This window comes from Paenibacillus sp. FSL R5-0912, assembly GCF_000758605.1.
Classification (GTDB): Bacteria; Bacillota; Bacilli; order Paenibacillales; family Paenibacillaceae; genus Paenibacillus_AQ.
In genome coordinates this window covers 1410328-1425784 of sequence record NZ_CP009282.1, presented here as the reverse complement: position 1 = coordinate 1425784, position 15457 = coordinate 1410328, and the positions used below count along the sequence as shown (strand labels likewise).

General features: G+C 49.4%; 16 protein-coding genes. 2 read left to right on the top strand and 14 right to left on the bottom strand.

Going from position 1 to position 15457, the window contains the following annotated elements; translation table 11 throughout:
• Positions 1–113: 113 nt before the first annotated feature.
• From R50912_RS06210 to R50912_RS06155, 13 genes are all read right to left on the bottom strand, one after another.
• The gene (locus R50912_RS06210; RefSeq protein ID WP_042233243.1) at positions 114–2378 is read right to left on the bottom strand and encodes a hypothetical protein; all 2265 of its coding nucleotides are present in this window, start codon (positions 2376–2378) and stop codon (positions 114–116) included.
• A gap of 9 nt (positions 2379–2387) precedes the next feature.
• On the bottom strand, positions 2388–3020 hold the full coding sequence (locus R50912_RS06205; protein ID WP_042233242.1) for a hypothetical protein: 633 nt from the start codon (positions 3018–3020) through the stop codon (positions 2388–2390).
• A 57-nt stretch (positions 3021–3077) separates the two neighbouring features.
• Complete coding sequence (locus R50912_RS06200; protein WP_042233240.1) at positions 3078–3575, bottom strand: hypothetical protein; 498 nt, start codon at positions 3573–3575, stop codon at positions 3078–3080.
• A 20-nt stretch (positions 3576–3595) separates the two neighbouring features.
• On the bottom strand, positions 3596–3976 hold the full coding sequence (locus R50912_RS06195) for a hypothetical protein (protein ID WP_039296416.1): 381 nt from the start codon (positions 3974–3976) through the stop codon (positions 3596–3598).
• Positions 3977–3991: 15 nt separating this feature from the next.
• Positions 3992–4135 carry a hypothetical protein gene (locus R50912_RS34785; RefSeq protein ID WP_156118554.1) on the bottom strand — a complete coding sequence of 48 codons (144 nt, stop codon included), beginning with the start codon at positions 4133–4135 and terminating at the stop codon, positions 3992–3994.
• A 5-nt stretch (positions 4136–4140) separates the two neighbouring features.
• Positions 4141–4350: a hypothetical protein gene (locus R50912_RS06190; protein ID WP_042233239.1), complete on the bottom strand. Its 210-nt coding sequence runs from the start codon at positions 4348–4350 to the stop codon at positions 4141–4143.
• Positions 4351–4411: 61 nt separating this feature from the next.
• Positions 4412–5281: a hypothetical protein gene (locus R50912_RS06185; protein ID WP_042233237.1), complete on the bottom strand. Its 870-nt coding sequence runs from the start codon at positions 5279–5281 to the stop codon at positions 4412–4414.
• An 11-nt stretch (positions 5282–5292) separates the two neighbouring features.
• Positions 5293–6342: a hypothetical protein gene (locus R50912_RS06180; protein WP_042233235.1), complete on the bottom strand. Its 1050-nt coding sequence runs from the start codon at positions 6340–6342 to the stop codon at positions 5293–5295.
• Positions 6343–6353: 11 nt separating this feature from the next.
• Complete coding sequence (locus R50912_RS06175) at positions 6354–7922, bottom strand: P-loop NTPase family protein (protein ID WP_042233233.1); 1569 nt, start codon at positions 7920–7922, stop codon at positions 6354–6356.
• The gene (locus R50912_RS06170) at positions 7919–8983 is read right to left on the bottom strand and encodes a CpaE/TadZ family protein (RefSeq protein ID WP_042233231.1); all 1065 of its coding nucleotides are present in this window, start codon (positions 8981–8983) and stop codon (positions 7919–7921) included. The genes R50912_RS06175 and R50912_RS06170 overlap by 4 nt, the downstream gene beginning before the upstream one ends.
• A gap of 31 nt (positions 8984–9014) precedes the next feature.
• A complete protein-coding gene (locus R50912_RS06165) occupies positions 9015–9794 on the bottom strand; it encodes a hypothetical protein (RefSeq protein ID WP_042233229.1) in 780 nt (259 codons plus the stop codon).
• Between the two features lie 273 nt (positions 9795–10067).
• Positions 10068–10964 (bottom strand): formyltetrahydrofolate deformylase, encoded by an 897-nt coding sequence (gene purU / locus R50912_RS06160; RefSeq protein WP_042233227.1) that lies wholly within the window; start codon positions 10962–10964, stop codon positions 10068–10070.
• Positions 10965–11010: 46 nt separating this feature from the next.
• A complete protein-coding gene (locus R50912_RS06155) occupies positions 11011–12138 on the bottom strand; it encodes a deoxyribonuclease IV (protein ID WP_042233225.1) in 1128 nt (375 codons plus the stop codon).
• A 171-nt stretch (positions 12139–12309) separates the two neighbouring features.
• On the opposite strand from R50912_RS06155, the gene R50912_RS06150 reads away from it, so the two are divergent.
• Positions 12310–12774 carry a DUF2621 domain-containing protein gene (locus R50912_RS06150; RefSeq protein ID WP_042241709.1) on the top strand — a complete coding sequence of 155 codons (465 nt, stop codon included), beginning with the start codon at positions 12310–12312 and terminating at the stop codon, positions 12772–12774.
• Positions 12775–12826: 52 nt separating this feature from the next.
• Positions 12827–13732, top strand: coding sequence for a TIGR01777 family oxidoreductase (locus tag R50912_RS06145; RefSeq protein ID WP_042233223.1), 906 nt, complete (start codon positions 12827–12829; stop codon positions 13730–13732).
• Here R50912_RS06145 and R50912_RS06140 read toward each other — a convergent pair.
• Positions 13723–15429, bottom strand: coding sequence for a DUF6382 and FHA domain-containing protein (locus tag R50912_RS06140; RefSeq protein ID WP_042233221.1), 1707 nt, complete (start codon positions 15427–15429; stop codon positions 13723–13725). The genes R50912_RS06145 and R50912_RS06140 overlap by 10 nt on opposite strands.
• Positions 15430–15457 lie beyond the last annotated feature (28 nt).

The following is a 15457-nucleotide window of genomic DNA, read 5'->3' as shown; positions in this document are numbered from 1 at the left end:
GCTGCCTCTACCCGCATCTTTCCCGGCAAAGCTTCAGGCCATGTTAGAAGCAGTAAAACAGCAGCCATGAATATTGAGAGTGCCTTGTTAAATTTCTGCATATTCTTTCCTTTCTACCATGACCAATCCACATCTGGCGCCTGATTTTTAACCTTAAAGATTCGCTCAATGGTATTTTGTGTAACGTCTGAGTTGTTCGATTGGCGATCATCCTGGGTAACAAATTCATCTATGGTTGGCTGCCCAAATTCTTCAAACACAGTGAGCCGTACCAGGTATTGTCCAACATCCCGCACTTTAAGATTAAGGTGATCTAAATTCTCGTTACTAAAGATGACCCAGCTCTCATCTGCAAAATTTCCGTTGTTATTCGAATCGTAGCGATATTCCCATAGCCTCCGGGCCACAATGTCTTTATCCGGAGAATAGGACATGTCATCGATAGAGATCGTCGCCTGATTGCCATCTGCAGGGTTACGGTACGCGGATCCAGGAAGTGTGAAGTAAGCAAAGGGCTTCTCATCCGGTACAATATCAAACGACACTTCGCTGCTCGCAGACAGCCCCAGGGTATTCTCGACATAGATTGTTGCTTTATATCTGCCTGGCTTTTTAAACAGTACATCTTTACTTGGCACGCCATTCAGCGACCCGCTGTATTTTATGTCTGCATTAGCCCCCCCAGAAACGGCAGTGATGGTGATTTTAGTTTTAGAATCTACCAACGGGTAATGTGTAGGGCTGCTGCTATAACTGCGAATAATGACCTTCCGGTTCTGTTTCAAGGTTCCTTCAGCATAAATGGACGCATTCGGAACCGGCTCAATGACCGTAATTTCAGTACTGGTGCTCCCGGACATTGAATCATCATCCAAAACCGTAAGTGCCAGCGACTGCTCGCCCAAATGCTCCTTATCGTACCAAAGGGTCCCCCGCGGCCGATCCGTCAATTCTCCTATAGCATTCGTCGTGTCCCAATAATAGCTCTTGATAAAGCCGTCCGGATCAAAAGAGCCTGCGCCGCTGGCTTCAAACTCTTGTCCTGCCTTAATCGTCTTTGGCGCTGAGATAAGGGCAATCGGCGGCTTCAGCTCTCGCGGAGGATTTGGAGGAGAAGTTGGTCCTGGAAAGTCCCCGCCTGGAGGAGTTGGAGTTGTATACACTCCGGCTTTAACGTTGTAGGACTCCTTCAATGAAGTGATGGTTCCCGTTTTGGTTACAACGGGTTTCTTGAACCTCACGACTACACTTAATTCGTACTCCTGTGTGATACTAGGAGATTTCACTTTTGATTTTGGAATGGTAAAATCAATCTTTTTGGCGGCCGTAAGGGTTTTAGAATAATCCTTTAGCGTTTTCAGCGAACTCTCATTTCCTTTTTCTTTAGCATAAAACACCCATTCTTCGATGTTAGACGAATCTTTATATGCCAACAACTCCCCCTTCAGGTTGATCTGCACCGGTACGTCCTTTTCCTCAAATTTCACAGGGTTGGGTGAGGGCTTTTCAAGAATAGCTGCCCCGGTGAGCGTTGCTTCATCCGGGAGGCCGTAGTCGAAGGTGACTAGGCCGCCGTAGCTGTAGGAGGTGACGTTTGCGTTTGCTTCGTAATAATAAGTAACCAGTGCAAAATATCTCCGACCTTCTGCTTTTCCTGAAAGTCCGTCATCCGGTTCTGATTTCCATGGAGTACTATTGGGGATAAAATAGTTTATAATTACTCTTCCATTCTTAAATGTTGGTAACCCCTTAGTATATGAAGAATGTTCGAGTAATATTGGTTTTATAGACGATGCAACAATATCTTTTGAATCAATATCTTCTGTTTTAGAACCGTTATACCATTTGAGATACAGCTGATCTTGTAAAGGACCAGCTGTTACTACTATAGATGGAGGATTTTGTGATGGATAATCATCGGTAGCTGTTACATCTTTTGTCTTCATTCGATCATTACGTTCATCATATTCATTAATTTGCCAACGTCTTCCATCTGAATACAGCCATATTGAATTGTAGATTTCAGTCTTGTACATTGCTTCAAAAGAAGCCCTATACCCTTTAACTTTTTCAAGAACTTTTTTATTTTCCGTACCTTTTAAAGTAACTTTTATTTTTCCATTCTCTATATTAATACTTCCAATGGTCTGATTATTGCCAGTATAATTAAGTGTATTGTGTAAGATTGCAGAGCTGGTAACTCCGCTAGGCAAATCCAAGTAAAAACTTTTTGCACTATTATTTGATCCTACTAAACCTGTAGTGATGGGAACAGCGACAGAACTTGATTTAGTGCCATTCGAAGCTTGAGCATAATCATTCGGAAAGCTTGCTGCCAGTAAAATAATAATCAAAATCAAACAACTAAATTTCCTCATACTTCCTCCTTACAGTTCTTCCACTACGAATTTTTCGCTGAATTGACCATCGAAGTACAAACGAATAGCAAAATGATCGAAAGCAGTGTTGCCATACATATAAGCTTGATAGGTTGATAATTGTTCCCCTGGCTTAAGAATAAAACTATTAAGAGCCATTTTATCATTTGGCTTTTTAATGCGTGACCAATTTCTTACAGGATCAACTGATACCAATCCTTTAAAGCTCAATACCCAGTATTCTCCGTTTTTATCATTACTCACTATTTTTTTGCTATTATTTTTTATTGTTATCTTTGTCCAAACAAAATAGGTAGGCTTTGAAATAAGCGATGATTCTTCGCCATATTTATATGTTTTTCTCAAATTGATTGCATCTTTAGAATTAAAATCATAAATCATAATCTTCTCCAATGTATAGCTCAGTCCCCCGGCCGTAACCGTCACTGGCAGCTCCACATCTTTCACCAACCCATACTTCGAAAGATTATCTCTCATAATCGGAGCCGCCGTCGGCTTTGCAGCTGTTGCACTGACAGGCCCAACTTGACCTACAATTACACCGGCTAACAATGCTGTTGCCAGTAAGGCTTTTACAGCTGTTCTCCCCACCATTGTCTTGCTGAGCATCGTCTTTTTCATAATCGAACTCTCCCTTAATTGTAGTAGTTGGGTCAGGACCCGCCGAAGCTCATATGGCTAATGATTCAGCTTATATTCTTGAACCGCCGGCACGGTAATTGCTTCTTGTACTTTGTTTCTGGAGATCAGGACCGGATGCTCCGTTTGAATAACTGCGATGACCGATGGTCCCTGTATGTATTTGGTGATGCCGTAAGCAGGGTCTTCATAGAGCATGGGAAACGTATTTCCCGTTGATTCATCCACAATATCGAACTTGACGATCCTCACTTGAGCCTGGAGTCGGCTCCCCGCTAAGGGGGATAAGCCGTCGTCCAGTCCCAGATTATTCTGCAGCGTGTGGCGGAAGGTAGCATAGGCTTCATCAGGATCAATAACCAACCGTCCTTGTGCACGCGCTGCTTCGTTCAACTCCTGTGATGCATCGTGAACCGCCATATTGTTAGCATCCTTGAGCATACTGCGCATGATGTCCCACTCCTGATTCTGAATTTGAAAAAACCAGGAGTAGATAAAGATCAGCAGGACAAATGCCAGCTTAATAATATAATCCATAGGTTAGCTTCATCCCTTAATTAATCGAGATATTCACTCATGATCGAGCCGTGCCCATAATACCTTGTCGGCTGGGATACGCCGGAGAAATTGTAGGGAAACAGGTTTACCCTTGGTGCTGTTACATACACATCTATCCGCTGTTTGCGCTCAAGAATCATTTCCGTACTGCTAGTAATTTCAATAGAGCTCTCCGGAAAACCGACCGCCTTCAGGTTCGAGATGACCTCGCCTCGCATAGAGGCTGTAACCATGCCTTCCGTTGCGGCCTTTTGTGTGATATAGGATGTGTTGGCTTTGACCTGCAAATCCAGCAGATAATCAATATACGTAAAAATCGGCTGCAGGATAATGAACAGCACCAGCCACATAAACAATGCCCGGAGGACGGTTGCCTTCAAGCGCAGCGCCTCCTTTTAATACTGTTCAACTGCTTTGACATGGGTAATGATATCATCCTGGCTGCCGCCGATAATACTTGTTGCCCCGGCGATAAAAATTCCCGCAATCACAAAGCCAATAGCCAGAAACAGTGCGACGGAAATCGAGTCCTTCTTCATCTCCGTTAAACCAGGAAATCAACTAACTTATGTCCTGCCGCATCCACACCCGAGCCTGACGGCTTAACCAGGCTAACCGCCGGAATGAGCGGTCTGTTATCATCTGCATCGTCGATTACGTCCCGTACGACAGGAATCAGTATTGCGATTACGATAGCCACACACAGAAATCCGATAGCGATAAATAAACCAGTAGAAATAGCGTCCTTTTTCATTGTTAATATCTCCCTTTTTATTTTATATTTTTAATTGCTGTTTGAATATACAAAAATTCACTCATTGAAACATCCCCACACCGCTAAAATTGCCCTTAATCAGCATAATGTACTGCATAGCCAGACATACAATCATCAGGAAGGTAGCGATAGACGGAATTACATTAATGATGGTCGATACATCGCCGATGAAGGACCACTTCTTCAAATATTGGTCGCTCGATATTTTGGTGATAATCTTGCCCTGCTCCCGTAAATAATTCGCTGCTTCATGATCATCATCCATGCCCTCCGTCGCCAGCAGAATCGAACGGATATCGTTGATAAAAGCGTGGTTCTCGGGAAATTTTCCGCAAAACCATTCAATCGCACGCTCGGTTCCCTCATCTACCGCCCTTTCCGAGAGCTCATATAGATCCTGACGGATATAATTGAAGTGGCTGGCTGTCCCTGCACAAAAAGCTCCAAACTCCACATACCCGCGCTTGCGCAGCCGGTTATTCTCATAGAGACGGATGAAGGAAATCAGCTCCCCGTCTTTTTGAATAAGTGTCTTCTGATGCAGCCAGATCAGCAGCCAGCCAAGCGGCAGAACCCGCTGCGGACTGGTAATCAGGAGAATAAGCGCAGCAATAAGCGGATCATAGATAGATAAAGGCTCTGAACGTACGAAGTCACCTGCCGTCTGCACCAGCAGATAAATCAGCGCCGCCGAGTACCGGAACAGTGTGATTTTGGCTGCTGATATGGGTAGACCGCTCTGATTCAGCAAGTGCTGCAGCCGTTCATTCTGCACCCGTTCCCCAAAGGCCTTCCACTTCACACCGAGACGGAGTACATAACGTTCCTGACGGCTGCTGCTGCTGACAAAAACCAATAGAGCGAGATACACAATACCTGTTACAGCTATTAAAAGTAGTAATCTATCCATTATTCATCACCTTAGTGGTAGTCCAGCTTGGGCCTGGCGAGGATGGTACTGATCATGAACGAGATGAACATTCCCGCAATGATGACCATCATAAATGTAAGGCCAACTGTAGTCTCAAATTGCAATTTGAAATAGACGTCTGGCTTCAGCATATACATAAATGTTCCAACCGAAGAAACGAGCACAACCAGATTTCCGTACAGCCCCAGGCTAATCGCATCCCTGCTGCTTGCTTTGACCGTCAGAATCGTCTCCCGTTGCTGCTCCATGGAGCGGTTAAGCATCATGAGCGAGCTTTTGAGATAACGTGTGCCTTCCTTCTCGCAATAGAGCAGATCCGATACGAATTCTACGGCAAAGGTCGTTCCGATCGCTCCGGCAAAACGCCCCGCTTCCTCATTCAGCTCCCGTTCATTGCTGTAATTGGCAAACGCCGCTCCAAGCAGCTTCAAGGGAGTCTTCAGCACATTATCCCCGGCCAGCAAATCACTGGTCCTCGACAGAATGGAATCCGCAGATAAATGAGTGAATTTGGTGGCGATTTTGATCACATCGAGCAGATCGTAGCTCCCCCGCACTTTCCTCTGAACATAGGTATACCTCATCCGTAAGTATGGAATGCTTGCCGAGAGAATTGCCAGAAACAGCGGGAGCCGCCAAGCGTCCTGCACAGCTGTACCCTCATTTAACACAATCCCCTCCAGGAAAGGATTATTAAAGCTCATATGTCCCGGCAGCTCCCGCAGAGTCAGCAGAACCGATAGAAATATCCCCGTGAACAGCATGCCTGAACGAGTGACAAAACGCATAACACTGATTCCCGGCTCATACCGCTTATGGGCAAAATACAGCAAATCATCCAGATGGCGGTATAGCCACATTCTTTTATTAATCATGCTTACTTTTTTGCCGAACAGACTCATCCTCAGGTTCATCCGGAAATCCATCTTTTGTCCCCACTGCGATAAATGCCGCTCAATAAGCGGCTTCACCAATAGCCATAATCCGCCCGCGACCAGTAAATGAAAGACAAACTGGATGATATAGTACAGCAGCGCCACAGGCTCCCCCCTCATTCATTCAAAACAATCCTGGATTTCAAGCTTTCCTTCAGCGGGCCCACCATCGGTTTCTGGGCAGCGAGATGTCCAAGCTCCTGCAGCATCATCCGCGTGGCCCGCGCATTCTTCTTCTTCATCTTCACCATCAGCCCCGGCGTCAGCTTGTCATTATAGCTCCAGGCCGACTGCTCCGGCTCCCAGCGCATCAGATCATTAGCGAATACCGAGTTGCTGGCTTCCTCATAAAAAACCTCGGATATCCGCGAGAGCCGCTTCTTCCCATCGGGCACACTTTCCAGAATAAAGACCAGCTCACAGGATTTCAGCGCTGAGATTAAATGCCCTTTCAGGCTGCCGCCAATCCGTGTAGATACGGCAAATGCGCCCTGGTAAGGAATATCCTCCGAATCCACGGTATGAAAGGTTCCGGTGATGCCGTCATAGCCCTTTTCGCCGCTCCATAGATAGAATTCCCATTCGTTATAACGCATCTCCGTCATATAGAGAATGTTCGGGTCATGCCGCAACGATTCCACGCCGACCTCCATCAGCTCCTCATTGGATGCCTGGATCGGAATGATCCGGTGGCCCTTGATCTGATATGGCAGAATAGACTCCGGATGCTTCTCAATCATCACCACTCCCATGCAGGAGGAGGAACCGAGCAGTTGCTCACCGACAATTGTATTGGCAAAAGTGGTTTTACCCGAGCCTACGGCACCCGCGATAATCGTATTACGAAACGTCCCCGTAAGCGCACGGATCAGTTCAATCGCTTCCGCAGGGATGCATTCCGTGCCGGCCTGATCATCCAGATCCAGAAATTCGACGACCTGGCGGCGCAGGGATATGGTGGTGAAGCCTTCCCAGACCCGTGGCGATACCCAGATGGCTAGCCGGATGAACCGCCCCGGCCAGAGGGGATCATCCATTTTGAATTCCACCGAAGGATTATCCTTGTTCAGCTTTTTGTTGGGATCGCTTTTCAACAGAGATCGCTTCAGCTGCTCTACACGATCCAGCGAAGGCATCTCATACGGATAAGCTACAAACCTGCCCTGGTGGTTATAGAAAATTTGCCGTCCGATCATCTGCAGACCGGTTGATTCACTATAAGCCCGGTCCGTGAACCAGCGGTAAGCGGGTCCGAACCCTTTCCATTCATGGAACAGCGCCTCTGCCGCTGTACGGTAAGCCTCCGGCACCTTGCCCGTAAACGGGGTACGGCGCAAATACTTCTCGATCTCGTTCATGAAAAAGCTGACTGCCTGCGGATCACCAATCAATGCCTTGGCATTTAGCTCGAAATAGCTGTCATCCTCACGCTCTAGTCCGGCGTTCATTTCACTTTTCATTTTCTGCAGAAAGCTGTAGAAGTCTTCCTTGCCGGGTTTGCTGGTACGGAGCACACTTTGCTTCAGTGAGAAAAGCCGCCTGTTCTCAGTAGCCTCCGACAACCTTAACTGTTCGCTCCCGTCCTCCTCTTCCTGCCGCCTTCCATGCTCAGGGTCCCGCGGCGTCCATCTTGATGAAGGGCGTCCCTGCTTCAGCAGCCAAGCTTCATCCGGATATTCAATCATTGAAATATCCCCTTCTTTCGGACTTCCAAAGCCAGACCCAGCGAGACCAGCAGCGCATGAACCTTATCGTCTAAATGCTGAAGTTCTTTTTTGCCGAGCGGCAGGCTCTCCAGGAAAGGCTGGTAATATGGAAGCTCCAGCAGGATCTCACTGCCAAAGCGCAGCGCCAGATTCTTGGAAGAGGTCAGCTCTTCTACATTGCTGCGGTTAATGATCCACTGGAAATCCTGCGGATGCAGATCCATATGCCCGGCCAGCTCCATCAGAGGCTGTAGCCTGTACTCATGACGGGGATGCGTTACAATCATCCGCAGGACGGATTTCTGCATGCCCACATACCAGGCGGCACTTTCCGGAATGGACCCAAAATCAGCCACCACCACATCGGCATTGTCACTTGCTCTGTCCAGCAAATACTCGATCTCCTCCTCCTGATAGTCCTGAGCGCTTAAATAATCGAAGTTGCCCGGCAGATACGAATATCCTTCCTGCTTCACAAACCCGGCAAAGTCCTCATCGTGAAGCATTTTGCCGGTAATCCGCGGCCGCAGCCTGTCCAGGCTGACTGCTGTCTTACGGTCATAACCCGGATCGTACAGATCAAGACCCAGCACGGTTACCCGCAGCCCCGAAGCCGCAATTCGTCTGGCGAATAGCTTAGCTGCACTTGTACAGCCAATGCCCGGCCCGGACCCGAAGAATCCAATCAGATTCCCCCGCTCTGCCTGCTCATCCTCAAGCATGTAGCGCAGCTTATCGATAATAGCCGATGAGGTCGAACGCGGAGGCATGAAGAAGATCCCCAGGCTCTCACATAGCATATGAATAGCCTGATAACCCCTCACCCCTTTTTGCAGATATACATACAAAATGTTGGAATCCGGATAACTCCGGCGCAGCCCGCTGAGTCCAGATACGGGTACCTGCTCGCTTGTCACCATCAGCAGATGTCCTCCGGCCTGCGCAGGCTCAGGCAGCACGCTTTGGGCAATGACCGTAAATCCGGCAAGCTTTATTTCATTAATTGTCAGCTGATCCATACCCAGACTGAATATTTTCAAGCTCATCCCTCCTCCCTTCTGCTTCACTTTGCTACTCCACTCTTACGATCCACAGCTTCTTGCCCTGTTCCAGATATGCCCCCATCAGCTCCCCGTCGCTCTTCTTCAGCTTCAGCTCCGGTGCCGCCACTTTGCCGGTCGAGGTAAAGCGGTTATTATTGTTGCCATTCTCCGAATCCAGCACATCATTGTTGTCTTCGGTGCGCACATAATTCACGGTTACTCCGCTGAGAAATGCTTTGCGGCCGGGAAGCGCCGGCTGAATTTCCTCATCCACCGCAGATGCCGGTCCTGAAACCTTCATTCCTGAAGAAGCTTCTGCTGCCCCAGCTGCCGGGCTATAGCCTGTCCGGTCCTTAACCGGCGAATCCCCTTCGACCAGATAAATATCCACCTTATCTCTGCTGCGGAGAGAACCGTTAATGGCATAGATCGCCTCTTTGGGTATGGGGAAAATCCCTTCATCCTGCTGCGGCTCCAGATTGCTCACATCAATCAGTGATTCGGTCAGAATACTGCCATCCGTCAGATTCACATTCGTAATCTTCCGTTCCACCTGATCCAGGCTTCGGATGACACCAGCCGGAATGTCTTTGGTCTGCACGGAATCCAGATAGAGATCTCCGGGCTTCAGCTCATAATTTTTCGGTAAAAAGCCTCCGCCATCCACCTTGATTTTGACGACAGTCTGAGAGAGTACATAGGGTTTGAAATAGAGATCATAGCCAAGCAGTCCGCCGAAGCCGGTGGTCAGGATGAGGAAGGCAAAGATGTAATTGCGTTTTAATAAATGTCCGCGTTGTGATGACAAGCCCTTTACCCCCTTTGAATGTGAAATCTGCACATAACAAAATACATTTTGGCTTAAGATCCAAAATGCCGGTAAAATGCTTTTTTACCTGTCGTGGTGAGAAGTGTATTAGATTATTACTGTGAGGTTGTTGTATAGCTTGAGGCTGCGGGAGAAGCTCCCGGCTGAAGATGATGCCGGTAAAAATCAGGCCGGAAGGATGTTATATGCATCCGTGTGATTCCTGACTTTTACCGGAGTGGTTGTAATAGTTTAACTGGAAAGCTTCGCTGCTTAATTAAAAACTACTGTTTTATTATGATGCACGAGAATTCTGTCCTCAATATGCCATTTCACTGCACGGGCCAAAACTACTCGTTCAATGGTGCGTCCGATGCGCTTAAGCTCGTTCACATCATCACTGTGGCTGACCCGCTGCACGTCCTGCTCGATAATCGGACCGCCGTCCAGCTCTTCAGTCACATAGTGGGCAGTAGCGCCGATAATCTTGACCCCGCGCTGATACGCCTGAGCGTACGGCTTGCCACCGACGAATGCCGGCAGGAACGAGTGGTGGATATTGATAATCCGGTGCCGGTAATGCTCGATGAACGAAGGGGAGATAATCTGCATATACCGGGCCAGAATGATCACATCGATATCATCACCGATCACCTCAAGCTGACGTTTCTCTGCGGCTTCCTTCGTATCCGCCGTAACCGGAATATGATGGAAAGGAATGACGAAGGATTCAACATAAGCCTGCATGTCCGTATGGTTGCTGACCACAAGAGCAATGTCCGCATCCAGATCACCGGCCTGCCACTGCCATAGCAGCTCCACCAGACAGTGATCCTCTTTGGATACAAAGATCGCCAGCCGCTTCTTGTGGCTTACATTGAAGATCTGCCAGTTCATCTTGAAGCGCTCGGCAACGCCGCCAAAGATCGTACGCACCTCTTCCAGCCGTTCATTCAGCTTAGGCAGGTCAAACTCCACTCTCATAAAAAACATTCCGCCGTCCGGGTCCATCGTATATTGATCCGACTGCACAATGTTCGCACCATGCTGGTACAAGAAATGCGACACAGCCGCTACGATACCCGGCCCGTCGGGACAGGAAATGAGCATACGCGCCCGGTCCGGATATTGACTGCCTGATGAATGATCTCTTTTCACATGTAACTCCATATTTCTCCGTCCATCCTCTCATCTGCTTGCGCAATCTGTTGTTGGATTAAGCGTTCACGAGCAGCTGCTTGCCTGCCAGCCAGGCGATCAGCCGCTGGTTGACGGCTTCCTCACTAAGCTGAGGGAATAATCCGGCGGCAATTACTTGATCATAGAGACGTTCCAGCGGCTCACGGGGATCGGCTTTCTTCGCTTTGGCATCATTCTTCAGCAATTCCCATACATCAAGCACATAGCGGCGGGAGTCCAGCTCCTGTTTGGCAAAAAAAGCATGCAGCTCTTCCAGCTCCTGCAGGAATTCTGCTCCGAAACGTTCAGCCACATTGCCGCGCAGCAGAGCAATTTCCACTTCATACATTGGACGAAGCTTCTTGGCATCCTTGCCTATCCACGGGGTCTCCAGAATGAACGGCAGACCCGCCAGTGCTTCATGATGTACGACATTGTTGATCGTCTCAAAACCAATATAGCCCGAGCCGATCGGAGTATGACGGTCTTTGCCCGCTCCCCGCGGATTCTTGCTGTCATTAATGTGGATAACGCCGAGCCGTCCCAGGCCGATGGTATCATCGAATTTCTTCAGCACGCCATCCAGATCGCCCACGATATCGTATCCGGCATCATGAATGTGACAGGTGTCGAGACAAATGGACAACCGCTCATTATGTACGACCTTATCGATAATGGAAGCAATCTCCTCGAAGCTGCGTCCGACCTCTGTTCCCTTGCCGGCCATTGTTTCCAGAGCAATATGCACTTCCGTCTCATTCGTACCGCCAAGGACCTCATTTAGTCCGTCTGCAATACGCTGAATGCCATATTCGGCATCCTTATCGGTAAATGCACCCGGATGCAGGACAATATGCTTAACGGCAAGCGCATGGGTACGGCGGATCTCCTCCTGCAGGAAATCAACTGCCAGCTGGTAGGTGCTTTCCTTGTAGGAGCCCAGGTTAATAATGTATGGGGCGTGAACCACAATCTCTTCGACGCCATTCTGCGCCATAGCCAGCTTCCCCTCCTCAGGGAACATCGATTCAATTGGCTTACGGCGCGTATTCTGCGGCGCTCCCGTATATATCATAAACGAGGTAGATCCGTACTCATTTGCTTCATTGGCCGCGCTCAGGAGACCCTTGTCCGCGCAGGACACATGTGAACCTATTTTCAGCATGCCTATTTCCCTCTTTCCTTCACGAATTAACCCTTATTCTACCGTGATCGGGAAAATAAATCTAGGCAAGCCCCAGAAGGCTGCTTCCGCTTCGCAAAACTTTGGAAATACGCTATACTTTAGATGAGTAAAAGGAAAGTGACAATCATCATTGTCAAAGGCGGTGTATACATGCATTTTCATTCACCCTCAAGCTTGTTATCTGCAGCTCCGAGCAACTGGTTTATGAATTCCATCGCATTTTGGACCTTTTTACTGCTGGGCTGTATGTGCATCGGCGGCTATTTTATGTTCCGCAAATTTCTGAAGGTACTGCCCAAGGCTGACGGCAAGTCCAAGCTGGACTGGCAGAATTACTGGGTAGAACGCAGCCGTCCACTATGGAGCGACGAGATGAAGGCTTTTCTGGACCAGCTGGTTCAGCCGGTACCCAGCCCCTTCCGCGACATCGCCAAACATTCCATTGCTGCCGAGATCGGCAGAATTGCTGTGGAGAGCAACGCTCCGGAGGTAACCCGCGAGCACTGCATCAAAGGCTATATTATAGCTACACCACGGCGCGACAACCGCTTTCTGGTTACCTTCCTGGAAAAGAACGGCATCGACTACACACCTTATAAACATTTAGTCAAATAACTGCTAATCAGGGTCACGCCATGGTCAGGCGTCCAGAACAGGAGCACCCCCTATGAAATATATCATTTGCGGAGGCAGCGGCTTCATCGGCAGCGAGCTGACCGAATATTGGCTGCAAAGCGGGCATCAGCTCATCAGTGTCGGCCGCAAGCTTCCGGCGAACCCACGATCTCATCCGGGTCTGAGCTATCTTACCTGGGACAGTCTGAAATCAAATCCCGAAGCTGCCGAAGGCGCAGATGCACTGGTTAATCTTGCCGGAGCTTCCCTTAGCCAGCGCTGGACTCAAAGCGGCAAGCTGGCGATTATGAAATCGCGGCTGGAAACCGTTACCGCAGCAGGGAAGCTGCTGCAGTCGCTGCAGCATAAGCCCCAGGTAGTTGTCCAGTCCTCTGCTGTCGCCATTTACGGGACTTCACGGCAGGATACCTATAATGAATCCTCTCCAACCCGCGTTGTAGACTTCCCTTCAGAAGTCGTCAAGACCTGGGAAGAGGCTGCCGATGAAGCATATTCCGGCTGCCGGCTGGTCAAACTGCGCACAGGCGTTGTGCTGGGCAATGAGAGCGGTGCTTTCCCCAAAATGAAGTTGCCTTATTCCCTTGGTTTCGGCGGCAGAATCGGTAGCGGCAAGCAGTGGCTGTCCTGGATTCACCTGACAGATATCGTCCGGCTAATCGAATTCTGCATTCTTCATCCTGAGATCAAAGGTCCTGTTAATGCTACTGCTCCGCAGCCGGTTACGAACGAACAATTCGGAAGGATGATCGGCAAAGTCTATCATCGTCCGCATTGGTTCCCCGTCCCTGCATTTCTGCTGAAGGCTGCCGTAGGTGAGCTGTCGGAAATTCTGCTTGAGGGACAGCGCGTACTTCCTTCCAAAGCAGTGAATATCGGCTTCACATTCACCTTTCCAACCCTGCAGCCGGCGCTTGAACAGCTGAAATCTCAAGTGTGAAACGTATAACAGCCCTTAACAATCGTGAACACCGTTCCTTCGGTCAACGGATACTCTTTATAAGGAACCATAAGCTCACCAGCGAGAAACGTGCCGTTCCTGGAGTCCAGATCCTTCAGGATATACCCGCCGGAGCTTCTGGAAATTTCGGCGTGTACCCGCGATGCCCCTTCAGATGTCTCTACATACTGGGCAACCTCTGAAGAGCGGCCAATAATGAAGCTGGGGCGGTTCAGTTCAATTCTCTCAGGAGTTCCGCCAGCATCCGCCTCGCTTCTTTCCAGATAAGGAGCTGCCCGCCCGCATGATGAGAGCCCGCCCCCTTTGACCGGTTCCGGTTCCCGGATAAGCAGCGCTGTGGCAGCTACAGCAGCAGGTGCTTCTTTCACATGAAGGCGGCCCTCCGCAATCTCCGGGGCTGTACCCTGTCCGCCTGCCATTGTCACCCTTGGGTAAGAGATTTCAGCAGATACTGCTTGTTCTGAACGCATATTAGCGGGAGCTGAAGTCCGGAGCGGCGCTACAGGATTTCTGCCAAAATCCCATTCCAGCTCATTCCTCAGCTGCCGGCCTGCACCCTTCCGTTCCTCTGTCCCCTCCTCCAAAAATTCTTCCTCTTCAGCAGATCCGCCCCAGGTAATCCTACCGCTCCACACCATCCAGCATACAACTGCCATCCCCAGAGTTACTGCTGCACAGACCGCGAGCCAAAGCATCAAGGGATTATTTAAATAGAGAAACTTCCATAACAACGCATCGCACAGCACTGCACCAAGTACAATATACGTCCGATACGATGATGTTCCGTCCACAGCAGCTTGGAGGGTTTGTTCAGGCATATCAGGCCTCAGCTGTTCTCCGGTTGCTCCCCCATCCTTCCGCTTCAGCCGCGGTGCGCCGCTCATCCATGGAGCCTGATCTGGCGCCTGTCCAGGAGCAGGAGTCACTGTGTCTTTATCTTCTTGCTCCCACGCGAAGGCTGCTCTTCCCGGGAAAGCCGTCTTTGGCTCTTCCAGATTACGGAGCGGAGGCTGTTCCATTCTGTCTGCTGACCGAATCGGCGCTCCTGCCAGCTTCCCCTGAACCAGCCCCATGGCTTCCGGAGGAGCCCTGTATTGGTCTGCCCCTGTCAGCAATTCTGCTAATAGTTCCTTAAGCCCTGCAGGGCTGAAAGCCTCCTCCCCGCAGTATTGCAGCAGCCGCTGCATTCCGTCACCGGACAGCTCGTGGATGGCCGCCATAAAAACCATGATCAGCGATCTGAGTGACTTCCCCGGACTTACAGCTGATTCTGTATGCTGCAGCGGAAGGTAGGTAAGGAACACTTTTCCACTGTTTAATGGACCCTCAATGAAGATGTAGTCTTCATGCAACGCGTACTGCTCTGCACGCAGCATATACAGGCGCCCCTCCTCCATTCCTGCAGCGATCTGCAGCAGCAGCCCGAAGAATTCCAGCATGCTCAGCCTCTCACTTTTGAGCAGAGCCCCCAGCATTTTTCGTCTTGATACGGTATATTCCAGTGTCACCTGCAGGTCTATCTCTCTAAGCAACAGCCGCAGATGATGCGGAATACCTGTGTTCATCAGCATGCGGGCCTGAACCATGTTAAGCTCTCCTGCCGCCAACCCCTCTGGCTTGCCGAGCAGCATCGTTATCCCATCCTGCTGCACGAAATCACGTTCCAGTCCAAACAAGCAGCTTCACCTCCTGAGCTGTTATAAC